Origin of the sequence: Streptomyces sp. NPDC047043, assembly GCF_040644055.1 — a bacterium.
In the GTDB taxonomy this organism is placed as follows: domain Bacteria; phylum Actinomycetota; class Actinomycetes; order Streptomycetales; family Streptomycetaceae; genus Streptomyces.
On the sequence record NZ_JBEYVO010000025.1, the window covers coordinates 73,186 to 98,472 of the forward strand.

Annotated in this window: 23 protein-coding genes; 17 read left to right on the forward strand and 6 right to left on the reverse strand. The window is 69.5% G+C overall.

Annotated elements, in window-relative coordinates:
* Nucleotides 1–10: 10 nt before the first annotated feature.
* From ABZ880_RS34345 to ABZ880_RS34360, 4 genes are all read right to left on the reverse strand, one after another.
* Nucleotides 11–835: a carbohydrate ABC transporter permease gene (locus tag ABZ880_RS34345; protein WP_361271045.1), complete on the reverse strand. Its 825-nt coding sequence runs from the start codon at nucleotides 833–835 to the stop codon at nucleotides 11–13.
* Nucleotides 832–1,791 (reverse strand): sugar ABC transporter permease, encoded by a 960-nt coding sequence (locus ABZ880_RS34350; RefSeq protein WP_361271047.1) that lies wholly within the window; start codon nucleotides 1,789–1,791, stop codon nucleotides 832–834. The genes ABZ880_RS34345 and ABZ880_RS34350 overlap by 4 nt, the downstream gene beginning before the upstream one ends.
* Nucleotides 1,788–3,083, reverse strand: a complete 1,296-nt coding sequence (locus ABZ880_RS34355; protein WP_361271050.1) for an extracellular solute-binding protein — start codon at nucleotides 3,081–3,083, stop codon at nucleotides 1,788–1,790. Before ABZ880_RS34355 ends, ABZ880_RS34350 begins: the two co-directional genes overlap by 4 nt.
* Before the next feature lie 135 nt (nucleotides 3,084–3,218).
* On the reverse strand, nucleotides 3,219–4,520 hold the full coding sequence (locus ABZ880_RS34360) for an MFS transporter (protein ID WP_361271053.1): 1,302 nt from the start codon (nucleotides 4,518–4,520) through the stop codon (nucleotides 3,219–3,221).
* Between the two features lie 132 nt (nucleotides 4,521–4,652).
* On the opposite strand from ABZ880_RS34360, the gene ABZ880_RS34365 reads away from it, so the two are divergent.
* The 8 genes from ABZ880_RS34365 (at nucleotide 4,653) to ABZ880_RS34400 (ending at nucleotide 13,203) form a co-directional block, all read left to right on the forward strand.
* Nucleotides 4,653–5,624 carry a LysR family transcriptional regulator gene (locus tag ABZ880_RS34365; protein ID WP_361271056.1) on the forward strand — a complete coding sequence of 324 codons (972 nt, stop codon included), beginning with the start codon at nucleotides 4,653–4,655 and terminating at the stop codon, nucleotides 5,622–5,624.
* Between the two features lie 424 nt (nucleotides 5,625–6,048).
* Complete coding sequence (locus ABZ880_RS34370; protein WP_361271059.1) at nucleotides 6,049–6,759, forward strand: hypothetical protein; 711 nt, start codon at nucleotides 6,049–6,051, stop codon at nucleotides 6,757–6,759.
* Nucleotides 6,759–8,960 (forward strand): glycosyltransferase, encoded by a 2,202-nt coding sequence (locus tag ABZ880_RS34375; protein WP_361271062.1) that lies wholly within the window; start codon nucleotides 6,759–6,761, stop codon nucleotides 8,958–8,960. The genes ABZ880_RS34370 and ABZ880_RS34375 overlap by 1 nt, the downstream gene beginning before the upstream one ends.
* Nucleotides 8,957–10,198 carry an acyltransferase gene (locus tag ABZ880_RS34380; RefSeq protein ID WP_361271066.1) on the forward strand — a complete coding sequence of 414 codons (1,242 nt, stop codon included), beginning with the start codon at nucleotides 8,957–8,959 and terminating at the stop codon, nucleotides 10,196–10,198. The genes ABZ880_RS34375 and ABZ880_RS34380 overlap by 4 nt, the downstream gene beginning before the upstream one ends.
* Nucleotides 10,199–10,284: 86 nt before the next feature.
* The gene (locus tag ABZ880_RS34385) at nucleotides 10,285–10,914 is read left to right on the forward strand and encodes a hypothetical protein (protein WP_361271069.1); all 630 of its coding nucleotides are present in this window, start codon (nucleotides 10,285–10,287) and stop codon (nucleotides 10,912–10,914) included.
* Nucleotides 10,911–11,219, forward strand: a complete 309-nt coding sequence (locus tag ABZ880_RS34390; protein WP_361271071.1) for a hypothetical protein — start codon at nucleotides 10,911–10,913, stop codon at nucleotides 11,217–11,219. The genes ABZ880_RS34385 and ABZ880_RS34390 overlap by 4 nt, the downstream gene beginning before the upstream one ends.
* On the forward strand, nucleotides 11,216–12,607 hold the full coding sequence (locus ABZ880_RS34395; protein ID WP_361271074.1) for a hypothetical protein: 1,392 nt from the start codon (nucleotides 11,216–11,218) through the stop codon (nucleotides 12,605–12,607). Before ABZ880_RS34390 ends, ABZ880_RS34395 begins: the two co-directional genes overlap by 4 nt.
* A gap of 8 nt (nucleotides 12,608–12,615) precedes the next feature.
* The gene (locus ABZ880_RS34400; RefSeq protein WP_361271076.1) at nucleotides 12,616–13,203 is read left to right on the forward strand and encodes a hypothetical protein; all 588 of its coding nucleotides are present in this window, start codon (nucleotides 12,616–12,618) and stop codon (nucleotides 13,201–13,203) included.
* Here ABZ880_RS34400 and ABZ880_RS34405 read toward each other — a convergent pair.
* Complete coding sequence (locus tag ABZ880_RS34405; protein ID WP_361271078.1) at nucleotides 13,186–13,686, reverse strand: hypothetical protein; 501 nt, start codon at nucleotides 13,684–13,686, stop codon at nucleotides 13,186–13,188. The genes ABZ880_RS34400 and ABZ880_RS34405 overlap by 18 nt on opposite strands.
* A 118-nt stretch (nucleotides 13,687–13,804) precedes the next feature.
* Here ABZ880_RS34405 and ABZ880_RS34410 point away from each other — a divergent pair, with 118 nt between their 5' ends.
* From ABZ880_RS34410 to ABZ880_RS34420, 3 genes are all read left to right on the forward strand, one after another.
* On the forward strand, nucleotides 13,805–14,368 hold the full coding sequence (locus ABZ880_RS34410) for a VCBS repeat-containing protein (protein WP_361271080.1): 564 nt from the start codon (nucleotides 13,805–13,807) through the stop codon (nucleotides 14,366–14,368).
* Nucleotides 14,369–14,549: 181 nt separating this feature from the next.
* Nucleotides 14,550–15,929 (forward strand): nitrate/nitrite transporter, encoded by a 1,380-nt coding sequence (locus ABZ880_RS34415; RefSeq protein WP_361271083.1) that lies wholly within the window; start codon nucleotides 14,550–14,552, stop codon nucleotides 15,927–15,929.
* Between the two features lie 116 nt (nucleotides 15,930–16,045).
* Complete coding sequence (locus tag ABZ880_RS34420; RefSeq protein WP_361271086.1) at nucleotides 16,046–17,206, forward strand: uroporphyrinogen-III synthase; 1,161 nt, start codon at nucleotides 16,046–16,048, stop codon at nucleotides 17,204–17,206.
* Here ABZ880_RS34420 and ABZ880_RS34425 read toward each other — a convergent pair.
* Nucleotides 17,155–17,682: an anthrone oxygenase family protein gene (locus ABZ880_RS34425; RefSeq protein WP_361271089.1), complete on the reverse strand. Its 528-nt coding sequence runs from the start codon at nucleotides 17,680–17,682 to the stop codon at nucleotides 17,155–17,157. The genes ABZ880_RS34420 and ABZ880_RS34425 overlap by 52 nt on opposite strands.
* A 180-nt stretch (nucleotides 17,683–17,862) precedes the next feature.
* Here ABZ880_RS34425 and ABZ880_RS34430 point away from each other — a divergent pair, with 180 nt between their 5' ends.
* From ABZ880_RS34430 to ABZ880_RS34455, 6 genes are all read left to right on the forward strand, one after another.
* A complete protein-coding gene (locus ABZ880_RS34430; protein ID WP_361271092.1) occupies nucleotides 17,863–18,459 on the forward strand; it encodes an ABATE domain-containing protein in 597 nt (198 codons plus the stop codon).
* A 317-nt stretch (nucleotides 18,460–18,776) separates the two neighbouring features.
* Nucleotides 18,777–19,298 (forward strand): sigma-70 family RNA polymerase sigma factor, encoded by a 522-nt coding sequence (locus ABZ880_RS34435; protein ID WP_010039908.1) that lies wholly within the window; start codon nucleotides 18,777–18,779, stop codon nucleotides 19,296–19,298.
* A gap of 47 nt (nucleotides 19,299–19,345) precedes the next feature.
* Entirely contained in the window at nucleotides 19,346–20,122 is a 777-nt protein-coding gene (locus ABZ880_RS34440; protein WP_361271094.1) for a zf-HC2 domain-containing protein, read from the forward strand.
* Nucleotides 20,123–20,191: 69 nt separating this feature from the next.
* On the forward strand, nucleotides 20,192–22,495 hold the full coding sequence (locus tag ABZ880_RS34445) for a UvrD-helicase domain-containing protein (protein WP_361271097.1): 2,304 nt from the start codon (nucleotides 20,192–20,194) through the stop codon (nucleotides 22,493–22,495).
* A gap of 397 nt (nucleotides 22,496–22,892) precedes the next feature.
* Nucleotides 22,893–24,305, forward strand: a complete 1,413-nt coding sequence (locus tag ABZ880_RS34450; RefSeq protein WP_361271099.1) for an NAD-dependent malic enzyme — start codon at nucleotides 22,893–22,895, stop codon at nucleotides 24,303–24,305.
* A gap of 345 nt (nucleotides 24,306–24,650) precedes the next feature.
* On the forward strand, nucleotides 24,651–24,932 hold the full coding sequence (locus ABZ880_RS34455; protein WP_007382399.1) for an HU family DNA-binding protein: 282 nt from the start codon (nucleotides 24,651–24,653) through the stop codon (nucleotides 24,930–24,932).
* Nucleotides 24,933–25,287: the final 355 nt, after the last annotated feature.

The window sequence follows — 25,287 nt, forward strand, 5'->3', positions numbered from 1 at the left end:
TGGGGGGTCCTTACTTCACAGCACCCACGGCGATGCCGCGGGTGAGGGTCCGTTGGAAGACGAGGAAGAACACGATCGCGGGGAGTACGCCGAGGAGGGCCGCCGCGTTGGTCATCGTGGCGTCCATCAGGCGCTGGCCCTGGAGGACGCCGAGGGCCACCGACACCGTCTGGTTGTCGTTGGAGATCAGCATGACCAGGGGGAGCAGGAACTCGTTCCAGGTCCAGATGAAGAAGAAGACGAGCAGGACGCCGATCGTCGGGCGGCTCACCGGGACGACGATCCGCCACAGGACCTGCCACTTGTTCGCGCCGTCGATCCGGGCCGCCTCGATGATCTCGCGGGGGAACTGGCCCAGGACGGACGAGAGCAGATACGTGCCGAAGGCCGCCTGGATCACCGTGAAGACGATGATCACGCTCAACCTGGTGTCGTACAGGCCGACTTGCTTGCTCAGGTAGTAGACCGGGTAGACCAGCGCCTCCTGCGGAAGCATGTTCGCGAGGACGAAGAAGGCGAGCACCCAGGTGCGGCCCTTGATCCTTCCGATGCCGATCGCGTATGCGTTGAGGACGGAGAGGATTGCGGCGAGGACCGCCACCGAGCCGCTGATCAGGACCGAGTTGAAGAGTTTCTGGCCGTAGTCCACCCGCTGCCAGAAGTCCTTCAGGCCGTCCAGGTAGAGGCCGTCGGGGAGGCTGAGCGGGCCGTTCTGGGAGTACTCGGCCGGGGACTTGATCGCGTTGACCGTGACGATCAGGAACGGGACCACCATGAAGAGGGCCGCTATGCACAGGGCGATCAGCACCGGGTACCGGCGCAGGGTGGTGGTCATGCGCGGTCACCCTCTTCTGCTCTGGTCTGGAGTTTCAGGAGGATCAGCGAGAGGGCCAGGATGATCACGGTGAGGACCGTGGAGATCGCGGCGCCATAGCCCACCTGCGTCTTCTCGAAGAACGTGGAGAAGGAGAAGTAGGACGGGACGTCCGTCGCACCGCCCGGGCCGCCCTTGGTCAGCACGTACACCGCGCCGAACACCTTGAGCGCGGCGATCGTGCACCAGGTCAGGACGACGTAGATCTCCGGGCGGATCTGCGGCAGCGTGATGTGCCAGAAGCGCCGCCACCAGCCGGCGCCGTCCAGCTCGGCCGCCTCGTACAGCTGCGGGTCGACGCGTTGCAGACCTGCCATGAAGACGACCAGCGGGAAGCCGATCTGGACCCAGACCATGACCCCCATGACGCTGTACAGCGCGATGTCAGGGTCGCCCAGCCAGTCCTGCTGCCAGGAACTCAACCCCACTGCCTTCAACAGCTCGTTGAGGGAGCCGTTGTCGGGGGCGAGGATCCAGCTCCAGACGATGCCCGCGACCGCGATCGGCAGGACCTGCGGGAGGTAGAAGCAGGCGCGGAGCACCGCCGCCCACCTCGACCCGAAGTGCTTGCCGATGTAGTCGAACAGCGCGGCGGCCAGGACGAGACCGATCATCGTCGGTACGGCGGCCATGGCGACGACCATGAACAGGCTGTGCCGGAAGGACGCCCAGAACTCCGAATCGTCCATCAGCTCGCGGTAGTTGGCGAGGCCCGTCCACTCGGGGCTGCCGATGCCCTGCCACTCGGTGAAGCTCACGCCCGTGTTCATCAGGAACGGGACGACGATGACCGCCGTGAAGGCGAGGACGCCGGGGAGCAGGAAGAGGGCGTACGAGTCGCGGGTACGGGGGTGGCGGGCGCCGGAGTCCTGCTGCTTGCCGGCGGCCCGCGTGCCCCGTTCGACGGTGACCGTCATTGCTTCGGCGCGCCCTTGTCGTACGCCTGCTGGAGGGCGCTGAGGTAGGCGTCCGGTTTCTCGTTGCCCGTCATCAGCTTCTGGGTCTCGGAGACGAGGACGTCGTAGAAGCCGTTGACCGGCCAGTCCGGGTAGAAGGCCAGGCCGTCACGGCCGCTGAGGGTGTTGAAGTTGGAGATGAGCTGCTTGGACTTCGGGTCGGTGATGGCGCTCGGGTCGGCGGCGACCGGGATGCCGCCCTTGTTGCCGAGCAGGTTCTGGATCTTCTTCGACATGGTGATGTCGATGAAGTCGTAGGCGAGGTCCTTGTTCTTGGCGTTCTTGGGGACCACCCAGAGGTTGCCGCCGGAGCCGAGGGTCAGGTCGGAGCCGGGCCAAAGGGCCGAGTCCCAGTCGAACTTGGCCTCCGACTGGAAGCGGCCGTACCACCAGCTGCCGGAGAACAGGATCGGGGCCTTGCCCTGGATGAAGGAGACGCCCGCGTCCTCGGCCTTGGTGCTGGTGGACTTCTTGCTGATGTAGCCCTTCTTCACCCAGTCGGCGAAGGTGTCCGCCGCGTACGTCCAGGCCGCGTCGTGGAAGTCCGTCCTGCCCTTGTACAGCTCGTATTTGTCGACCCAGGAGCGGTCGGCCCTGGAGAGGGCGAGCTGGTAGAGGTACTGCTGGGCCATGTACTCGGCGCCGGCGTTGGCGAGCGGGGTGACGCCCTTGGCGGTGAACTTGCCCATGGCGGCGGTCAGTTCGTCGAACGTCTTCGGCTCGGTGATCCCGTACTTCTTGAAGAGGTCCTTGTTGTAGTAGACCATCGTGTACTCGGCGTAGTTGGTCACGCCGTACCACTTGCCGGAGCCCATGACGCCGTCGGTGTCGTACATGCTGGTCGTGCGGACGCCCGCGCTGAGCTTCTTGTCCCAGCCGCGCTTGGTGGCCTCGGCGGTCAGATCGGTGAGCAGGCCCTGTTTGGCGAGTGTGCCCGCGGTGGCGTTGCCCTTGTTGTACTCCATGAGGTCGGGCACGTCCGAGGAGTTGAGGATCATGGGCGCCGTCTTCTGGATCTGTTCGAAGCCCTTCTCCTCGAACTTCACCTTCACGCCCGGATGCTTCGCCTCGAACTCCTTGATCGCCGCGTTCCAGGCCACGCCCATCGCGCTGTCGGAGCCTTCGTAGTGCCAGAGCTCCAGCGTCTTGGCGTCGGCGGTCCCGCTGCCCGAGCCGCCGCAGGCGGTCAGGAGCAGCGCTCCGCCGAGAATCCCGGCCGTGACCGCAATCACACGCCTTCGTACCGTCAACATCCAGTGCCTCCGGGGGAGTCGGATGGGTATCGGGGCGTCACGCAGCGTTACTCCGTAGATCGATTCATCGAATCGATTCGATGCATGACGTCGAAGCGCTTCGACGGGCGAAGGTAGGTGCCGGCTGTGAGCGCGTCAATGGATCGGACGGGAATTGCTGTTCGGAACTGTCGGAATCCGGTGGGCGAGCGCGATCATCAGCGCCGCCGCGGCCGCCGTCACCGGCACCCCGAAGCCGGCCACCGGGGAGAGGTGGTCCACCATCCAGCCGCCGGTCGCGGAGCCGCAGGCGATGCCGCCGAGCAGGCCGGTCACCGCGAGGGTCATGCCCTCGTTCAGGCGGCCCTCGGGGGTGCGCCGCTGCACCAGCGTCATGGCCGTGACCATCGTCGGGGCGGTCGCCATCCCGGCGATCAGCAGTGCGAGGGCCAGCAGCAGAAGGGAGCCGGTGAGGGAGGCCGCGAGCAGGGGCAGGGTCATCAGCGTCGTCATCGCCGCGAGACACCACGGCAGCCGGGCGGCCGCGGGACCGCTCGGCCGCAGCGCCCCGTACAGCAGACCCGCCACGCACGAACCCGCCGCCTGCAGCGCGAGGACGACGCCCGCCGCCGAGCGGTGGCCCTGCGCGTCCGCGAAGGCGATCGTGACGACCTCCATGGAGCCGAAGACGGCGCCCATGGCCAGGCAGACGGTGAGCAGTGGCGGCATGCCGGGTGCACGGACGGGGGTTTTGGCGCGGGCGTGCTTGCGCACCGGCGGTTCGGTCGAGCGTTGCGCGGCGAACAGCAGCACGCCCGTGAGCAGCAGGACCGCCCCGACCAGCGTGCCCGCCTCCGGGAAGAACGTCGCGCACAGGAAGGCCGCGAGCACCGGGCCCAGCATGAAGCACAGCTCGTCCGCCGCCTGCTCGAAGGAGTTCGCGGTGTGCAGCGCTGACTCGTCGCCCTTCAGCAGATGGGCCCAGCGGGCGCGGGACATGCCGCCGGTGTTGGGGGTCGTCGCGGTGGCGGCGTACGACGCGAAGAGGGTCCAGACCGGGGCGTCGAAGCGCACGCACAGCAGCAGGGCGAGGGAGCCGAGGGCCGCGATCACCGTGGCGGGCACGGCGATCCGGGCCTGGCCGTGCCGGTCGACGAGCCGCGCGGTCCACGGGGCGACCAGCGCGGTCGCCGCGAGGCCGGTCGCGGTGACGGCGCCGGCGAGGGCGTACGAGCCGTGCGCACCGGCGATCATCACGACCGCGCTCACGCTGAACATGCCCATCGGAAGCCGGGCCAGCAGGTTCCCGGCGGTGAAGGCACGGGCGCCGGGGGTGGCGAAGAGACGGCGGTAGGGGCCGGGCGGCCGGTGGCGGAAGCGGGGAGTGAAGTCGACGGCGACCAGGGAGTCCCCGGTGACGGTGTACAGAGGTGTCTTCGGCGGGGTCGGTTGCGGCATGGGCAACACCGTCGCCCGTAACCGATCAAGGGGTCCAACACCTTGTTCGTGCCGATTGACGCACCCCCGTTGTGAATGGGTGCGCGGTAAATACGCGCGCCCATTCACGCATCTCCGCTGTAGGTTCGCCGGATGCCCGCGCCCAGTCACCTCGACCCCCGCCTTCTGCGCGCCTTCGTCACCGTCGCCGAGGAGCTGCACTTCACGCGTGCCGCCGCCCGGCTCTACGTCGCCCAGCAGGCGCTCAGCCGGGACGTGCGGCGGCTGGAGCGGGAGTTGGGTGCCGAGCTGTTCCTGCGCAGCACCCGTCAGGTGACGCTGACGGCCGACGGCGAGCGGCTGCTGCCGTATGCGCGCCGGGCGCTTCAGGCGCAGGACGAGCTGCTCGCCGCGTTCGGCCAGGCCCGGCCCCTGCTGGTCGACCTGAACTCCCCGGGGCTGGCCACCGGGCGCCGCGTCCTGCACCGGGCGCGTGAACTCGCCCCCGAGCACGAGCTGATGGCCCGCTACGAGAGCGGGCTGACGGGCGCGGCGGAGGAGCTGCTGGCCGGGCGGCTCGACGCGTCGTTCGGGCGGTTCGCGGGGCTGGACGCCGCGCTGCGGGCCCGGCTGGACCACCAGCCCGTCCGCTACGAGCCGATGGCGGTCGTGCTGCCCGAGGACCACCGGCTGGCCTCGCTGCCGGCGGTGCCGCTCGCCGCGCTGGCGGGGGAGGCGGTGTACGCGGGGGCCGGGAATCCGCGCACACCGGAGTGGACAGATCTGGCGAGGCGCCTGTTCGGCGGACGCGGTATCGAGATCGCGCCGCCCGCGCCGCTCGCCGTCGGCGACGAGGAGTTCCAGCGGATCATGGCCAAGATGCGGAACCCGATCCTCGCCGTGGTGGATTTTCCGGCCATGCCCGGCACGGTCCTGAGGCCCTTGATCGATCCGGTTCCTTTGTCACCCGTGTCGCTGGTGTGGCGGAAGGGGCTGGTGCATCCCGGATTCGATGCGCTTCGACGCGCGGCGGCCGCAATCGCCGTCGAGGAGGGATGGCTGGAGCGGTCCTCCGATGGATGGATTCCGGCCATTGACGCGGACATGATTCGGGCCCGCAACTGACACGTGGCCAACACAGAACCTCCGTGTGCGCTACATTCGTGGCTCGAGCACGGTGTGGTAAGGGGGGCGCTCGGAGCCGGTGGGGGCCGGGTTCGGTCGACGTGTGCTCGGGTCGTGTGCGCACCCGGAACTGTCCCGTGGGGGGATGTGCGTGCGCGTGAAAAAGTGGCGGGAAGACGCCCAACCGGAATGGCCCCAGGCGCCATCGGGGTTCCAGGCCGTTTCGACGACGGGGGAAGCCGAGGGGCGGGAGACCACCCAGTCGTTTCCGGACACCAGACGAAGCGGAGTCCTGCGTGAGGGCTTCGGCGGAGCCTCTCGTGGGGGCTTCGGCGATGCCGAGGAGACGCAGGTTCTGAACAGCGGGTCTCGCGACCCCTGGGACGCATCGACCGACCCGGCTCACGAGCACGACCCGCACGAGGTGACCGTCCAGCTCGACGCCGTCAGCCTGCAGCGGGACCTGCGCATGGGCCGGGCCGAGGGCGGGCCGGCCGGTGGTGCGGACGGCTCCGACGGGCCGGTGTTCGTCGACGAGTCGGGCCGCCGCAGCCGCCGCTTCCGCAGATTCGGTATCGCCGTCGGCCTCGCCTGCGCGGTCTACGCCGTCGTCATCGTCATGACCCTGCTGTCCGGCAGTTCCGACGCGCCCTGGCTGCCCGTGCCGGGGCAGAAGGACGACAAGCCGGCCGGGCAGGTCGAGCCCTCCTCGCTGCCCGCGGAGTCGGCGCAGCCCTCCGGCAGCGCCGGCGTCTCGCCCGGTTCGTCGCCGAGTGCCGGTGACGGCACCAGCGCGTCGCCGGACGCGAGCGGCACCGCTTCCGGCGCGTCCACCGGCTCCGCCGGATCGGGCGCGTCCACCGCCCCCGGGCCGACGGCGACCAAGTCGTCGTCGAAGCCGGGCACCGGCGCGGTCGACCCGGAGCCGACGGCCACGTCGGACCCGACGACGCCCGCCTCACCCGACCCCAGCCCCAGCGGCAGCACGGTCGCGCCGACCGAGTCGCCGGTCGGAGACGGCGTCGGCACCGGCTCCGGCACGGTGGCCGACGGTCTGAGCAACCCCTCGCCCATCGCCGAGGAACGGGGTATGCCCGTCGCCTCGTCCGTACCGTCCCCGGAGTACACCCTCTGATGGCATCCCGCACCCGCCGTCACGGGCCCGCGACCGGAGCCCGTGGCGGCTCCCCGCGTCGCCGTCTGCCCATGCGTCTGCTGCTGCCCATGCTCGTGCTCGTCGCCCTGGTGGCGATGCTGATGCTGCGCGGGTACGTGCACAGCGAGATCCTGGCCGACCACCGCATCCAGCCCGAGGCCTCCGCCGACAAGGTGCCGGAGAAGATCCTGGACGGCGGCCCGGTCATCGACACCCGCAGCGGCAAGACCACCAGCCTGAAGGTGCCCGACCACCACCTGGTCCTCACCTTCGACGACGGTCCCGACCCGACCTGGACCCCCAAGGTCCTGGACGTACTGGAGAAGCACCACGCGCACGCGGTCTTCTTCGTCACGGGCACGATGACCTCCCGCTATCCGGACCTGGTCAGGCGGATGGTGGACGAGGGCCACGAGGTGGGCCTGCACACCTTCAACCACCCGGACCTCTCCTACCAGTCGAAGAAGCGGATCGACTGGGAGCTGTCCCAGAACCAGCTCGCGCTCAGCGGCGCGGCCGGCATCCGCACCTCGCTCTTCCGCCCGCCGTACTCCTCCTTCGCCGACGCGATGGACAACAAGTCCTGGCCGGTGACGGAGTACATCGGCACCCGGGGCTACATCACCGTCGTCAACAACACCGACAGCGAGGACTGGCAGAAGCCCGGCGTCGACCGGATCATCCGCAACGCCACCCCGCACGGCGGCAAGGGCGCCATCGTCCTGATGCACGACTCCGGCGGCGACCGCCACCAGACGGTCCAGGCACTCGACCGGTTCCTGCCCCAACTCCAGGAGCAGGGATACGAGTTCGACAACCTCACCGAGGCCCTGAACGCGCCGAGCGCGCACACCGGGGTCGCCGGCGTCGACCTGTGGAAGGGCAAGGCGTGGATCTTCCTGGTCCGGGCCTCGGACGACATCACGGGTGTCATGGTCGCGGGCCTCGCGATCATCGGCGGCCTGGTCATCGGCCGCTTCGTGCTGATGCTCCTGCTGTCGGGAGCGCATGCGCGAAGGGTGCGGCGCCGGGACTTCAGCTGGGGTCCGCCGGTGACGGAGCCGGTGTCGGTGCTCGTGCCCGCGTACAACGAGGCCAAATGCATTGAAAACACGGTCCGTTCACTGATGGCGAGCGAGCACCCCATCGAGGTGATCGTCATCGACGACGGCTCGAGCGACGGCACGGCGCGGATCGTCGAGGCGATGGGCCTGCCGAACGTACGCGTGGTGCGCCAGCTGAACGCGGGCAAGCCCGCCGCCCTCAACCGCGGTCTGGCGAACGCCCGTTACGACATCATCGTGATGATGGACGGCGACACCGTCTTCGAACCGGCGACGGTACGGGAGCTGGTGCAGCCGTTCGGCGACCCGCGCGTGGGCGCCGTCGCCGGCAACGCCAAGGTCGGCAACCGGGATTCGCTGATCGGCGCCTGGCAGCACATCGAGTACGTGATGGGCTTCAACCTCGACCGCCGGATGTACGACATCCTGCGCTGCATGCCCACGATCCCGGGGGCCGTCGGAGCCTTCCGCCGCACGGCCCTGGAACGGGTCGGCGGAATGAGCGACGACACGCTCGCCGAGGACACCGACATCACCATGGCCATGCACCGGGACGGCTGGCGGGTGGTGTACGCCGAGAAGGCGAGGGCCTGGACCGAGGCCCCGGAGACCGTCCAGCAGCTCTGGTCCCAGCGCTACCGCTGGTCGTACGGCACCATGCAGGCGATCTGGAAGCACCGCCGGGCGATCGTGGAGAAGGGCCCGTCGGGCCGCTTCGGCCGCGTGGGCCTGCCACTGGTGTCGCTGTTCATGGTGCTGGCCCCGCTGCTCGCCCCGCTCATCGACGTATTCCTGATCTACGGCGTCGTGTTCGGCCCGACGCAGAAGACGATCGTGGCCTGGCTCGGCGTACTGGCGATCCAGGCCGTGTGCGCTGCGTACGCCTTCCGCCTCGACCGCGAACGCATGACCCACCTCATCTCGCTGCCCCTGCAGCAGATCCTCTACCGCCAGCTCATGTACGTCGTACTGCTCCAGTCCTGGATCACGGCACTCACCGGCGGCCGCCTGCGCTGGCAGAAGCTGCGGCGCACGGGAGTCGTCGGGGCGCCGGGAGGCGCGGTCCCGCGTCAGCGGAACCACCGGAGCAGCAGTGATCGGAGGCCCGTGGCATGACCCACGGATACACGACCGGGCAGCAGTTCTACGGGGTCCCGCAGCAGCCGGCGGCCGAGCCGAAGCCTGCGCCTGCTCCCGCGGCTGCGCCGAAGAAGCCGGGCCGCGACCGCTACCTGGACATGCTGCGCTCGATCGCGCTCGTCCGCGTGGTCGTCTACCACCTGTTCGGCTGGGCATGGCTGACGGTCCTGTTCCCCTCCATGGGCGTGATGTTCGCGCTGGCGGGCTCGCTGATGGCGCGCTCGCTGAACCGTCCGGCGCTGAGCGTGATCAGGGGACGGGTACGCCGACTGCTGCCTCCGCTCTGGGCGTTCAGCGCGGTGGCGCTGGCGCTGATGTTCGCGGGCGGCTGGAACCCGGTGAAGGACCCGGACCACGGCGGCACCTGGGGCATCGTCGACCTGATCAACTACGTCATCCCGATCGGCGCCCCGCCCTTCCCCTGGCACATCGGCTCCAAGTCGGGCCTGCTGGAGGACACTTGGGCGGTACAGGCGTGCGGACCGCTGTGGTACCTGCGGGCGTACCTGTGGTTCGTGGTGGCGTCGCCTCTGCTGCTGTGGGCGTTCCGCCGTATGCCGTGGGCGACGCTCCTCGCCCCGCTGGGCCTGACGGCGATCGTCGGCACGGGCCTGGTGTCGATCCCCGGCGAGACCGGCAACGCGGTCAGCGACTTCGCGGTGTACGGCGGCTGCTGGGTGCTGGGCTTCGCACACCACGAGGGGGTGCTGCAGCGGATCCCGCGCTATGTCGCCGTCTCGTGCTCGGCGCTGCTGATGGCGTTCGGCCTGTGGTGGGCGTCGGGCCATCTGGGCCCGGACGGCTGGGACCTGAACGACATCCCGCTCGCCCAGGCGACCTGGTCGTTCGGTTTCGTGGTGATCCTTCTCCAGTACTCGCCGTCGTGGCAGGAACTGCCGGGCCGCCTGGCGAAGTGGGACAAGCTGGTGACGCTCTCCAACAACCGCGCGGTCACCATCTACCTCTGGCACAACATGCTGATCATGGCGACGGTCCCGATCATCGACCAGGCGTACAACCTGCCGTTCATGCAGAGCGACCGCGCGGTCTCGGCACTCGACTCGACGTACATGCTCTGGATGTTCTTCCTGGTCTGGCCGCTGATCGGCGTGACGATCCTGGCGTTCGGCTGGATCGAGGACATCGCGGCCAAGCGGAGCCCGAGGCTTTGGCCGGACGGGGCGAGGAAGGCCGGAGGACGTCGGAAGGCGTGACGGGTTGATGTGAGCTCGGTGCAGCCCGGCTGTCGCTCGCTAAGATGCGCGAGGCACGACGGGGGCAGGAGAACACATTGAGACAGGTGCCGAGCACAGAAGCGTCCGAGAGGGCGCCCCACCGGGCGACCCCGGTGTTCGGGCTGATCACTCCCGAGGACTGGTACCGCATTGCGCTGCAGCCGCAGGACCGCCGTGAGGCGTCGGTGAGCGCACTGATCAAGCGGCAGTTCGCCGGCCTGGACGACCAGCCCGTCCTGCGCCGGAAGGCGGAGGAACAACTGCGTGGCACCGCGCAGGCAGGGGTCGAGCAGGGCGGGGTGGTGCTGTACCTGTCGTTCCTCGAAGTGGGCGGCATCCCGCTGTCCGCCTCGCTGCTCGTCTCCCATCTGCAGCAGAAGTTCGACGGCCTCGACGCCGTCGCCGCGCTCGCCGGCTCGGGCGAGGTCGGCCTGGTCACGCTGCCCGCGGCAGGGCGGGCGGCCCGGCTGCTGCGGCGGCAGCGCACCAAGCAGTCACGGAAACTGGGCTCCGAGTTCGAGGACACCGTCGTCGAGTACTTCGTACCGGTGCCGGACCGCGACGAGGTGCTGATGCTGACGTTCAGCACACCGCTGGAACCGATCGCGGACGCCATGGTGGGACTGTTCGACGCCGTGGCCGAAACCCTGCGCTGGCAGCGCCCGGACGAGGAGACGAAGGGGGAGCAGGAGTGAGCAACGAGGGGAAGCTCAAGGTCTCCACGGACGATCTGCACACGGCCGGGATCGGTCTGCGGACCGTCGCGACCGAGCTCGAAGGGCTCGACAAGCTCATGGACGCCTACGACCGCCGCACCGTCGGGCACCAGAAACTGCACGAGCGGCTGCAGGACTTCTCGGACGGCTGGGACGACAACCGCAAGAAGATGATCGAGGAGATCCAGGGGCTCGGGACCCTCGCCCACGAGGCGGGCAAGGCTTACAAGGAAGTCGACACCGCGCTGTACAACGCGCTCGTGGGCAAGGGGCAGAAGAAGTGACCAGGCCCGCGGACCACCGGTGGGAGGTACTGGGGGAGAGCAGCGACCCGGTGCCCGGCGACGTCCACGACATGCAGGCGCTCTCGCGCCGGTTCGAACTCACCGCGAAGACCATCTCCGACACCGCCGCGGCGCTGCGCCGGCTGGGGAACCTGGAGAGCTGGGACTCGAAGGCGGGCCGTGCCTTCGCCGAGAAGGCGACCGACACGGCGAAGACGGTGAGCAAGGCGCACGACCGCTACGCCGACGCCGGATCCGCCCTGAAGACGTACTACACCGAGCTCGAAACCATCCAGGGCGAGGCCGACAAGCTGCTGCAGCAGGCGGAGACGAAGGCCGGCGATCTGACGACGGCCAAGTCCAAGGCCGACCACCCGCCCAAGGACACCGACGACGCCGGGCAGAAGAAGCTCGACAAGAGCGTGACCGACCTCCAGGACGGGCTGGACGGACTGCGCGGACAGCTCTCCTCGCTGAAGACCCGCCACAAGGACGCGGGCGACAAGGCGGCCCGCGCCATCCACGACACGACGGAGAGCGACGGCCTCAACGACTCGTGGCTGGACGACCTGCGCGACACCCTGAACGCCGTCGCCGACATCGCGGGAGCCGTCGCCGCGGTCTGCGGAGTGCTCTCCCTGCTGGTCGGCTGGATCCCAGTGATCGGACAGGCCCTGGCCGGTGTGCTCGGCACCATCGCCCTGGTGGCGACGGCCGTCTCGCTGGTCTGCCACCTCCTGCTAGCCATCAACGGCGACGGTTCCTGGGGCGATGTCGCGATGGACGTCCTCGGCCTTGCGACCTTCGGCATCGGACGCGTCTTCTCCTCGGGGGCCAAGCTCGCCGCCACGGTCGGACGCAGCAGGGTCTGGACCGCCGCGACACAGTACGTCCGCGGCTGGAACCCGGGAATGTCCTCCGCGGCCCGGCGCGTGCTCGTCGAGTCGATGGTCGGAGCGCGGGCCGGAGCCACGCCCGCCGCGGTCCTGCCCGATGTGTCGGCGGCGGCCGCCTTCCGGGGGCTGCGCGGCTCCTTCGTGGACGACCTCGGCACCATCCGCGGCAACTGGCGGGACCTCTTCAAGTTCGGGGACAACCTGTCCGCGGTCCGGGACGCGTACACCGCGGCCGGACCGCGCGGTCTGGCCAGCATGTACGTCGGGCCCGGCATGGTCGACGAACTCGGCCGGATCAAGAACATCGACCCGTCCGACCTGGGCTTCATCGGTACGCCGGACGCCTTCAAGCAGGCCATGACGTACAACTCGCTCGCCCTCGGTGGCACCGGGACGGGTGCGGCGTCCGACACCAACAGCTTCATCGGGCTGTTCGGCGGCGACTCGGAGCCCGATGTCACCGGCTCCGACGCGTCCCTGGCCGGGAGGTGAGCGGCGACATGGAATCCACCGCGGACTGGACCGAATGCCGGGTGGCGCTGCCCGCCCTGCAGAACTGGCTGGTCCTGGACCTGGCGACCGAGGACCCCGAGGCCTGGGCCCGCGCCCTCGCCGACGAGCACCTCGACAGCGGGGCCCGAGCCGAGTGGCGTGAGGCCTTCGCCGCGGATCTGCTCTGGTACTGGGGCGCGGCGCGGCGGCAGGGCGCCCTGTGCGCGGCCCTGCTGGCGCCGGCCGACGGCGCGGTCATGGCCAGCTACACCGTGCGGGAGCTGAAGGTTCCGCCGGAGTCCTTGAGCGTGGCGGCGTTCCGGGCCGAGGCGGCGTGGGCGGAGGGGCCGTTCTTCGGAGAGCAGGACCTCGACGAGGTGGACCTCCCGCTCGGACCGGCACTGCGCGTCCACCGACTGGAGCCCACGGCCCCCGACTCCGACAGCGGCGGCGTCCTGGAGGGGGTGGCCCACTACGTCCTGCCGAGCCATCACCCCACGGCGCTGGAATGCCGGCTCCTGTGGTCGACGCTGGGATTCGGCGAGGAACTGGAGAAGGTCGCGGACGAATTGGCGCAGTCACTCAGGCTGACGTGAAGCCAGCCCGAGCCGCTCCCGGGGGATCATGGCCAGCGGCATCCAGCTGAACCCGACGGCGAACACGGCGACGAGGGTCGTGACCCCCTTGGGGAGAATCCACCCCAGCTGGGCCACGACCACCGCGAGGACCAGCACGTACACATCGAAGGCCAGCAGGGCGAGCAGCTTCCACCCGGCCGCACCGGCGCCGACCCTCGGGGTCTCCTCGGACCCCTTCACCATGCCGAACACCACCACCGGCAGCACGAGCCCGGTGACCCCGCCGAGCGCGATCCCCCCGATCACCAGGGCGTTTTGTCCGTCATCGGGGACCACCGAGGACAGCGGCGCCGCGTCGGCGGCGTCGAGGAGAAGCGCCACCGCCGCGAAGGCGCCGAGCACCGTGGTCGCCAGAACGACGATCAACCCCAGGGCAAAAGCGATATTCCCGGCAAGGGAACGCTGCACCTTCGAGCGCTCGGGCCTCGACTCGGCGGACATGGGCTCTCCCATTCCTGTGTGGGGTCCGGTAGAGGATAACGGGGGCGTGTCCCCGCAACGCTGAAGCACAGTCCCGTGACACGTCCGGCACAGTCCGGAGGGCTACGTTCCGGCGTTCATGACGGGAATCGCGTACAGCCGTAAGTTCACGGCCGCCCTGCTGGTCCTCACCCTCGGTGCCGGCGCGAGCGTGGGGCTTCTGACGCCCGCGTTCGCCGCAACCCCGGCCTCCTCCTGCACCACCCCCACCTTCCCCCGGTCCACCACGGCCACCGCCGGCACCAACCCCCGCCACGTCCTCACCGCCGACCTCGACGGCGACGGCGACACGGACGTCGTGGCCGCCAACCTCGACGGGAACTCCGTCACCGTCCTGCTCAACAGCGGCGACGGATCATTCGCGGCCGCCACCACCTACACCACCGACTCCCTCCCCGTCGCCGTCGGCTCCGGTGACGTCGACGGCGACGGGACGGCCGACCTCCTGGTCTCCTCGCTCAACGGGGACTCCGTCGCCGTATATAGGGGAGGGAGTGAGCAGCTGTCGCTGCTGACCACCCTCACCGCCGACGGTGCCTACGACGCCTCCGTCGCCGATCTCGACGACGACGGCACCGCGGACATCGCCGTCGCCGCCGGCGGGGCCGGGCAGGTAGTCACCTTCACAGGGAGCTGCTCGTAGGGGCGAGCTGTTCGTAACGTACCGGCGCAAGACCTCTCATCCGGCCTGCGGGCCGGGTGAGAGCAAAGTTCCTTTCCGGTCACCCAGTGCCACAGCCCGGAAACTCTGCCTCCCTACCTTCGGGACTCATACCGCTCAGCACCCCGAGTACCACCGAGCCCCGGAGCACCGTGGAGGCGTCATGACAGCCCCTAGCACAGCCCCCGCATCCAGCAGGGGAGGCCACTGGATCCAGCAGTGGGATCCCGAGGACGAGAACTTCTGGAAGGAGACCGGAGAGAAGGTCGCCAAGCGGAACCTCTTCTTCTCCGTCCTCTCCGAGCACATCGGGTTCTCGATCTGGACCCTGTGGTCCGTGCTGGTGCTCTTCATGGGCCCGGAGTACGGGCTCACCCCGGCCGACAAGTTCCTTCTGACGTCCATGGTGACGCTGGTCGGCGCCGTCGTCCGCGTCCCCTACACCTTCGCCGTCGCCATCTTCGGCGGTCGGAACTGGACGATCATCTCGGCCAGTCTGCTGCTCATCCCGACGGTCGCCGCCTTCGCGGTGATGAAGCCGGGGACCTCCTTCTCCACCTTCCTGGTGGTCGGCCTGCTGGCCGGCATCGGCGGCGGCAACTTCGCCTCCTCGATGACCAACATCAACGCCTTCTTCCCGCTGAAGAAGAAGGGGTGGGCGCTCGGCCTCAACGCCGGCGGCGGCAACATCGGTGTCCCGGTCATCCAGCTGATCGCACTCGCGATCATCGGCGCGAGCGGCGGCCCCCGGGTGCTGCTCGGCATCTACATCCCGCTGATCGTCGTCGCCGCCGTCCTCGCCGCGCTCTACATGGACAACCTCGCGTCCGTGAAGAACGACACCGGTGCCGCCAAGGACGCCGCGAAGGACGCGCACACCTGGATCATGTCGTTCCTCTACATCGGGACGTTCGGATCGTTCATCGGCTACGCCTTCGCGTTCGGCCAGGTGCTCCAGGTCCAGTTCGGGCGTACGCCGCTGCAGGCCGCGTACCTCACCTTCATCGGCCCGCTGCTCGGCTCGCTGATCCGTCCGCTGGGCGGCTGGCTCGCCGACAAGTACGGCGGCGCGAAGATCACCCTCTACAACTACATCGGCATGGCCGTCGCTACCGGTGTCCTGGTCCTCGCCAGCATGCAGAAGTCGCTGCCGCTGTTCGTCTCCGTCTTCGTGGTCCTGTTCATCCTGAGCGGACTCGGAAACGGCTCGACGTTCAAGATGATCCCCGGCATCTTCCAGGCCAAGGCCGTCGCCGAGGGACTCGAGGGTGAGGAGGCCGCCTCCTACGGCCGCCGTCTCTCCGGTGCCTCCATGGGCCTCATCGGTGCGGTGGGCGCGCTCGGCGGTGTCGGCATCAACCTGGCCTTCCGCCAGTCCTTCCTCACCAACGGCTCCGGCACCGGCGCCTTCGTCACCTTCCTCGTCTACTACGCCCTCTGTTTCGGAGTGACCTGGGCCGTATACCTTCGCCGCTCGGCCTCCGTGACCAAGACCACGGCTGCCGCAGAGGCAAAGCCCCAGCTCAGCTACGCCGAGGTGTGACGTAACACCAGTGACATCAAGCCGAACCGAGCCTGTCACGGACCGTTGACAGGCTCGTTCGGCATGTGGGTACCGCCGTGCCTCATGTACAACGACTCGAGTTCGGGACGAGAGCCATGTACGACGAACAGCAGCGACCAGACCCGGGCCGACACGGCCCCCTAGCCGGATTCACCGTGGGCGTGACCGCCGCCCGTCGGGCCGACGAACTGGGCGCGCTGCTGCAGCGACGGGGAGCCGCCGTCCTGCATGCACCCGCCCTGCGCATCGTGCCGCTCGCCGACGACAGCGAACTGCTGGCGGCGACGAAGGACCTGATCGACCAGGCACCGGACGTCGTGGTGGCCACCACCGCGATCGGCTTCCGGGGGTGGGTCGAGGCCGCCGACGGGTGGGGGCTCGGCGAGCCGCTGCTCGACCGGCTGCGCCAGGTGGAGCTGCTCGCGCGCGGGCCCAAGGTCAAGGGCGCGATACGGGCCGCCGGGCTGACCGAGGAGTGGTCGCCGTCGAGCGAGTCCATGGCCGAGGTGCTCGACCGGCTGCTCGAGGAGGGCGTCGAGGGGCGCCGTATCGCCGTCCAGCTGCACGGCGAGCCGCTGCCCGGGTTCGTGGAGTCGCTGCGGGCCGCCGGCGGGGAGGTCGTCGGGGTGCCGGTGTACCGGTGGATGCCGCCGGAGGACATCGGGCCGGTGGACCGGCTGCTGGACGCAGCGGTCTCGCGGGGCCTTGACGCGATCACCTTCACCAGCGCGCCCGCCGCGGCGTCCCTGCTGAACCGGGCCGAGGAGCGCGGGCTGCTGCCCGAGCTGCTCGCCGCCCTCCACCACGACGTGTTGCCCGCCTGCGTCGGGCCGGTCACCGCGCTGCCGTTGCAGGCGCACGGCGTGGACACGGTCCAGCCGGAGCGGTTCCGGCTCGGACCGCTCGTACAGCTGCTCTGCCAGGAACTTCCGGGCCGGGCGCGCTCCTTGCCCATCGCCGGGCACCGGGTCGAGATCCGCGGCCATGCGGTCCTCGTCGACGGCGACCTCAAGCCCGTACCGCCCGCCGGGATGTCGCTGCTGCGCGCGCTGTCCCGGCGGCCGGGATGGGTGGTGGCACGGGCGGAGCTGCTGCGTGCACTGCCGGGTGCCGGCCGCGACGAGCACGCGGTGGAGACCGCGATGGCCCGGCTGCGGACGGCACTCGGGGCGCCGAAGCTGATCCAGACGGTGGTCAAGAGGGGCTACCGACTGGCCTTGGACCCCGCCGCGGACGCCAAGTACGCGGACGCCTGACGGCCGCGGCCGTACAGCACCAGCGCCCGGGCCAGGCACACCAGCGCCACCGTCGACAGCAGCGCTCGTACGACATTCCACGCCACCCACGGATCCTCGAAGTGCTCCCGGGCCGCCGACGGATCCGTGGCCGTGGCCAGGTCGTTGTTGAGCGGGATGTTGAAGACGACCGTGGTCAGGAAGCCGAGCGCGTACGCCGCGAGGGCCGCCCACACCCACCACCGGTACGGCTGCCCGCGCAGCTGCCACGCGGACACCGCCGTCAGCAGCAGCGCGCCGATGAAGCTGAGGAAGAACACCGGGTTCTGGATCACGTCGTTGATGTCCTGCATGACCTCGACGTAGACCCGGTCGTCGCTGCGGGCCAGCGCCGGCATGATGCAGCAGGCGAAGACGTAGTAGACCCCGGCGATCAGGCCCATGGCGACCGTGGCCGCCCCCAGTACGAATCCCGTGCTCTTGCTGTGGGTTGTCATGCCTTCCAGTCAACGGACGCCGCCCCGCCCGGAACATCGCCGAGAAGCGCACCCGCATAAGCGGCCGTCCACCCCCGACCTGTACCGCCGGTACGAGGTCTTCCGGCCGCGCGAGCGGGCAGGCACTGTAAGAGGGAACGGTTCCCCAGCACCTGGTAACCCCTAGGCGGTGACAGGCACATGGCACTGGGTACGGCCACGGCCCCCTACGAGCTGCGGTTCGACGCCGGGCGGATCTGCCTGGATCTCCTCGCGACCACGCATCCCGAGGAACGGTTCGACTCCCTCGAGGTGCTGTCCGCCTGGATCGTGCGGGCCGGGCTGGTGCCCGCGGGTACGTCGCTGGCGCACGCCGACGCGTCGTGGCTGGTCGGGTTCCGCGAGCTGCGGGGGCAGGTCGGGCAGTTGGTGCACGGCGGGCTCACGGCCGTCCTCAGGCCCTCGTACGACATCGCCCTCGCCCGCGTGAACGAGACCGCCCAGGTCGCACCTCCCGCCCCGCGTGCCGTGCGCGGAGCGGACGGGGCGCTCGTGCGGGAGCTGGACGGGCCGCCCCAGTGCGCGGCGCTGCTCGGGGCCATCGCCAGGGACGCCGTGGAGCTCCTCACCGACCCGGTCGCGCGGGCGGGTCTGCGGCAGTGCGAAGGGGACAACTGCCCGATCGTTTACGTGGATTCGTCCCGGGGACGCAGGAGGCGCTGGTGCTCCAGTGAGGTCTGTGGGAACCGTGAAAGAGTCGCCCGGCACCGACGTAGGGCCGCTCTGGCGAGAGCCTGACGTCCGGTATGCGGCTTCTGTGAACCGACTGTCGAAGTGATTTCGATTACACACCGTTTACCTCACCCGCCACTCGGGAAGCGGTTGCGATCTCGCCAATGTGGCGGAAATGTAAAGATCGCACGGGGGGAATGTGCACCCATGTCCCCCTCGTCACGTCACCCCGAAGAAAACTGTCACCTCACTTTGAACATGACCCAGCCCACATCCGTACCCGTGGACGAGCGACCGACTGGGGGAACCCCCGGACATCGGAGGTGGGCGTGCGCAAGGATTCCGTCGTGGCCAATGAACGTGGATCGAGGGCCCGACATCGCATGTCCCAGCCCTCGGAACCGGATGAGGAGCTGATGCGTGCTCTGTATCGAGAGCACGCCGGACCCCTCCTTGCGTACGTACTCCGGCTGGTCGCCGGAGACCGACAGCGAGCCGAGGACGTGGTCCAGGAGACGCTTATCCGTGCCTGGAAGAACGCCGGTCAGCTCAATCGAGCGACCGGATCGGTACGCCCCTGGCTGGTGACGGTCGCGCGCCGCATCGTCATCGACGGCCACCGCAGCCGGCAGGCCCGGCCGCAGGAGGTCGATCCGTCGCCGCTGGAGGTCATCCCCGCGGAGGACGAGATCGACAAGGCGCTGTGGCTGATGACGCTGTCTGACGCGCTCGACGACCTGACCCCGGCCCACCGGGAGGTGCTCGTCGAGACGTACTTCAAGGGGCGTACCGTCAACGAGGCGGCCGAGACCCTGGGCATTCCCAGTGGCACGGTGCGGTCTCGGGTGTTCTATGCCCTGCGGTCGATGAAGCTGGCGCTGGAGGAGCGGGGGGTGACGGCGTGATGAGTGTTTACGGGGGAAACCAGGGATTCGGCACAGGTGGGTCGGGTATGTCTGGACCCATGATGGGATCACCGGGCCCGAGCGAGCACGAGACGGTCGGCGCCTACGCTCTCGGCATCCTTGACGACGCCGAAGCGACCCGCTTCGAGATGCACCTCGCCACCTGCGAATGGTGCGCCCAGCAGCTCGACGAGCTGGCCGGGATGGAACCGATGCTGGCCGCACTGGCGGACCTGCCCGGTTCCGGTACGCCCGCGATCGGTGAGTCCCTGTCCGCCAGGCCCAGCCCGCGCCTCGCGGAGAAGCTGGTCGACGAGGTCGCCGAGCGGCGCGCCATGAAGCGGCGCAAGGGCTTCTACCTGGTGGCGGCCGCGGCCGCGCTGATCATCGGCGGTCCGCTGACCGTCATGGCGGTGAACGGCGGCAGCGACTCCGGCGGCCAGACCGCCACCCCGCTGGCGGCCGGCGCCAAGGCGGCCTTCGGCACGATCGACGACAAGGTGACGGCGACCGACTCCTCCACCAAGGTCAAGGCGACCGTGGCGATGGAGCAGAAGGACTGGGGCACCTGGGGCGTCGTCGAGCTCAGCAACGTCAAGGGCCCGCTGAAGTGCTCGCTCATCGCGGTGGGCAAGAACGGCGAGCGCGAGACGATGTCGACCTGGGCGGTCCCGAAGTGGGGCTACGGCATCCCGAACGGCAAGACCGCGGAGTCCAAGGAGCCCCTCTACGCCCAGGGCGGCGCGGCCTTCAAGCCCAATGAGATCGACCACTTCGAGGTCATGACCTTCGAGGGCAAGAAGCTCGTAGAGGTAGAGGCGTAGCTTTCGTAGCTTTGCCGGGTCCCCTTCGCGTACGGTTGACGGCTGCCCAGCACGTCAGAAGGGGGCCCGGTGGCCGCTCAGGCTCAACAATCTGCGGTCGGCTCGGTTCGCGACGTACATGATTCTGTACGGGACCGGGAGATCAGCGTCGAACAGGAACATCTGGACCGGGTGTACCGGCGCCTCGAGGAGAAGATCCACGAGGCGGAGTTCCTGATGAACGACGCGGCCAAGCGAGGTCAGGTCGGCACGCCCGGCGCGCTCGCCGAGCGGGACGCACAGGTCTTCCGGGCCGGCGTCCATCTCAACCGGCTCAACAACGAGTTCGAGGACTTCCTCTTCGGCCGGATCGACCTCCTCCTCGGCAAGGACGGCAAGAAGGGGCCGGACGGCGCCTACACGGCCGTGGAGGCTGCTGAGGGTGCGGTGCGGGACGACAACACCGCCGACATCGCCGAGACCCTGCACATCGGCCGCATCGGTGTCCTGGACTCCGAGTACGCCCCGCTGGTCATCGACTGGCGGGCGCCCGCGGCCGCCCCCTTCTACCGCTCCACCCCGGTCGATCCGGGACGGGTCGTGCGCCGCCGGGTCATCCGGTCCAAGGGGCGCAGGGTGCTGGGCGTCGAGGACGACCTGATGCGCCCCGAGCTCACGGCCTTCCTCGACGGCGACGAGCTGCCCGTCATCGGCGACGGCGCTCTGATGGCCGCCCTCGGCCAGGCCCGCAGCCACACCATGCGGGACATCGTCGCCTCCATCCAGGCCGAACAGGACCTGGTCATCCGCGCTCCTGCCGCGTCCGTGACCTACGTCGAGGGCGGTCCGGGGACGGGCAAGACCGCCGTGGCTCTGCACCGGGCGGCGTATCTGCTGTACCAGGACCGGCGGCGTTACGCGGGCGGCATCCTCATCGTCTCCCCGACGCCCCTCCTCGTCGCGTACACCGAGGGCGTGCTGCCCTCGCTGGGCGAGGAGGGCCAGGTCGCCATCCGCGCGATCGGCTCACTCGTCGACGGGGCGGAGGCCACGCTCTACGACTCTCCGGCCACCGCCCGCGCCAAGGGCTCGTACCGCATGCTCAAGGTGCTGCGGAAGGCGGCGCGGGGCGCGCTGGAGCTGAACGGCTCGCCGCAGCGGCTGCGCGTCGTCGCCTTCGGACGCCGGCTGGAGCTGGAGGCCGACGCGCTGGAACGTATCCGCCGCAACGCCCTCGGCGGCACGGCCCCGGTCAATCTGCTGCGCCCGCGTGCCCGCAAGCTGCTCCTCGACGCCGTCTGGGAGCAGTCCGGCGCCGCCACCCGCCACACCGACCCGGAGCTCGCCGCCGAGCTGCGGTCCTCGTTCGACGAGGACATCACCTCCGAGGACAGTTTCATCGAGTTCCTGAACGCCTGGTGGCCCGAGCTCACCCCGAAGGCCGTCCTGGAGGCCATGGCCGACGAGCGGCGTCTCGGCCGCTGGGCCCGCCGGATCCTCAACCCCGGCGAGGTCCGCCGCGTCGCCCGCTCGCTGCGCCGCGACGGCCACTCCGTGCACGACATCGCCATGCTCGACGAGCTCCAGTCGATCCTCGGCACCCCGGCCCGCCCGAAGAAGAAGCGCGAGCTGGACCCGCTCGACCAGCTGACCGGCCTCGAGGAACTGATGCCGGTCCGCGAGGAGTCGCAGCGCGAGCGCGCCGAGCGGCTCGCCCAGGAGCGCACCGAGTACGCCCACGTCATCGTCGACGAGGCCCAGGACCTCACCCCGATGCAGTGGCGCATGGTCGGCCGCCGCGGCCGGCACGCCACCTGGACCGTCGTCGGCGACCCGGCCCAGTCCTCCTGGTCCGACCCCGACGAGGCGGCCGAGGCGAGGGACGAGGCCCTGGGCACCCGCCCCCGCCGCCGCTTCCAGCTGACCGTGAACTACCGCAACCCGGCGGAGATCGCCGAACTGGCGGCGAAGATCCTCGCCCTCGCCATGCCCGGCTCCGAGTCCCCGTCGGCCGTACGGTCGACCGGCGTCGAGCCACGCTTCACCGACGTACGGGACTCCCTCGCGAAGACCGTCCGCGAGGAGGCCGCCCGCCTCCTCGACCGGGTCGACGGCACCGTCGGCGTCGTCGTCGCCATGCAGCGCCGCGAGGAGGCCGCCCGCTGGCTCGCCGGGCTCGGCGACCGGGTGGTGGCGCTCGGCAGCCTGGAGGCGAAGGGCCTGGAGTACGACGCGACGGTCGTCGTCTCGCCGGCGGAGATCGCGGACGAGTCCCCGGCCGGTCTGCGGGTGCTGTACGTCGCCCTCACGCGGGCGACCCAGCAGCTGACGATCGTCTCGGCGGACCGTGACGAACCGGACGCGAACGGAGTGCCCGACCTGCTCAGGGATTAGAAGCGGATGAACTCTCGGTACGGGAATGGCCTTACGGGATCCGTTTGTTAGCCTGGGTGTGGCACCGGCCCGATCCAAGCCCCCGGGCCCAACCTTCGTCGCTACGAGCGACCACTTGCCGCGAGGCGAGCATGGCGGGTCGGTGCCACTGACCTGCAAGAGGTCCGCGTCCTCCATGGCGCGGACCTCTTTTTGCTGTGAACAAAACGATCGCAATCCAAGGCAGCTAACGCCTACTCGGCAGTAGGTGCGACCATCGGACGGCATACCAGCGTCAAAGGTGGCTGCGTCTTCCCGGGGGATGACCCCCGGACCCCCAGCAGAAGAGCAGGTCGGCGGGGAATGACCGGCGCGGACACCGCGCAGCGAACCTGAGTGAAAGCAGAGGAAGTCGGCCATGGCAACGGCGCCCAGCGTCTCCTACTCGATGACGGTCCGGCTGGAGGTGCCCGCGAGCGGAACCGCGGTCTCCCAGCTCACCACGGCCGTCGAGTCCCACGGAGGCTCGGTCACCGGCCTCGACGTCACCGCCTCCGGGCACGAGAAGCTCCGTATCGACGTCACCATCGCGGCCACCTCGACCGCGCACGCCGACGAGATCGTCGAGCAGCTCCGCCACATCGAGGGCGTCACGCTCGGCAAGGTCTCCGACCGTACGTTCCTCATGCACCTCGGCGGCAAGATCGAGATGCAGTCCAAGCACCCCATCCGCAACCGTGACGACCTGTCCATGGTCTACACGCCGGGTGTGGCCCGGGTCTGCATGGCGATCGCCGAGAACCCCGAGGACGCCCGCCGCCTCACCATCAAGCGCAACTCCGTTGCGGTCGTGACGGACGGCTCCGCGGTGCTGGGCCTCGGCAACATCGGCCCGAAGGCCGCACTGCCGGTCATGGAGGGCAAGGCGGCCCTCTTCAAGCGGTTCGCCGGCATCGACGCCTGGCCGCTGTGCCTCGACACCCAGGACACCGACGCGATCGTCGAGATCGTGAAGGCGATCGCCCCGGGCTTCGCCGGCATCAACCTGGAGGACATCTCCGCGCCCCGCTGCTTCGAGATCGAGGCGCGGCTGCGTGAGGCCCTCGACATCCCCGTCTTCCACGACGACCAGCACGGCACCGCGATCGTCGTCCTCGCCGCCCTGAAGAACGCACTTCGCGTCACCGGCAAGGCAATTGAGAACATCCGGGTCGTCATGTCCGGTGCCGGCGCGGCCGGTACGGCCATCCTCAAGCTGCTGCTCGCCGCGGGCGTCAAGAACGCCGTCGTCGCCGACATCCACGGCGTCGTGCACGCCGGCCGCGAGGACCTGCGCGAGGCCGCCGCCGACTCGCCGCTGCGCTGGATCGCCGACAACACCAACCCCGAGGGCCTGACCGGCACGCTGAAGGAAGCCGTTCGCGGAGCCGACGTCTTCATCGGCGTGTCGGCGCCCAACGTGCTGGACGGCGACGACGTGGCGGCCATGGCGGAGGGCGCGATCGTGTTCGCGCTCGCGAACCCCGACCCCGAGGTCGACCCGGCAATCGCCCGTCAGACGGCGGCCGTTGTGGCCACCGGCCGCTCCGACTTCCCGAACCAGATCAACAACGTGCTGGTCTTCCCGGGCGTCTTCCGCGGCCTGTTGGACGCGCAGTCCCGCACGGTCAACACCGACATGATGCTGGCCGCCGCGACCGCCCTCTCGGACGTGGTGACCGAGGACGAGCTGAACCCGAACTACATCATCCCGAGCGTCTTCAACGACAAGGTCGCGGGCGCGGTGGCCGGTGCGGTGCGCGAGGCGGCAAAGGCGGCGACGGCCTCGTAGGGCCATTCTCGGGGCCGTGTGCGTAGGCTGTGAGTATCGCCACGGCAAGGCCTTGCATCGGCGCGTCGTGGAACCGGGCCCTCCTGGCCGACGTTTATCGTGTCGGCCAGGCTCAGACCCTCTCTTCGTGTGACTCCCAAGGGTGTTCTCACGACTCCTACGGGTGCCGGATTGGCTTTCGCGCCGCAGGTAGGGGCAGGATGCGTCCCTGGGCGCGAGGGTCCGACGACGGACCCGGGTCCGGGGCCTCTCGGAGGAACCTGGCAGCATCGACTTCGCTGTGCCCAATATGCGGCTCCGCCGCGTGGCACGCCTCAACGGCAAGAAGAACACGGGAGTAACAACATGAACCGCAGTGAGCTGGTGGCCGCGCTGGCCGACCGCGCCGAGGTGACCCGCAAGGACGCCGACGCCGTTCTGGCCGCGTTCGCCGAGACCGTCGGTGAGATCGTCGCCAAGGGCGACGAGAAGGTCACCATTCCCGGCTTCCTGACCTTCGAGCGCACCCACCGTGCCGCTCGCACCGCGCGCAACCCGCAGACCGGCGACCCCATCCAGATCCCCGCCGGCTACAGCGTCAAGGTTTCGGCGGGCTCCAAGCTGAAGGAAGCCGCCAAGGGCAAGTAAGCCTGACGGTACGTCGGGGACGACGTACGAGGCTCAGCAACAACGCGAATGGGGCGGCACCCGGACTTCCGGGTGCCGCCCCATCGTCGTACGCGATGAAGGGTTGTCCGAGCGCCTTGCGTCAGCCGAGCGCTTTGCCCGGCAGTTCGACCTTGGCCCCGAGCTCCATGAGCTTCTCCATGCTGTGTCCATCCGGGGGATGACCCCCGGACCCCCAGCCGGAAGCGGTGTTGCCCTGGGCCGAAGCCAGGGGGCAGAGGTCAGCCGAGCGCTTTGCCCGGCAGTTCGACCTTGGCCCCGAGCTCCATGAGCTTCTCCATGCTGTGTCCATCCGGGGGATGACCCCCGGACCCCC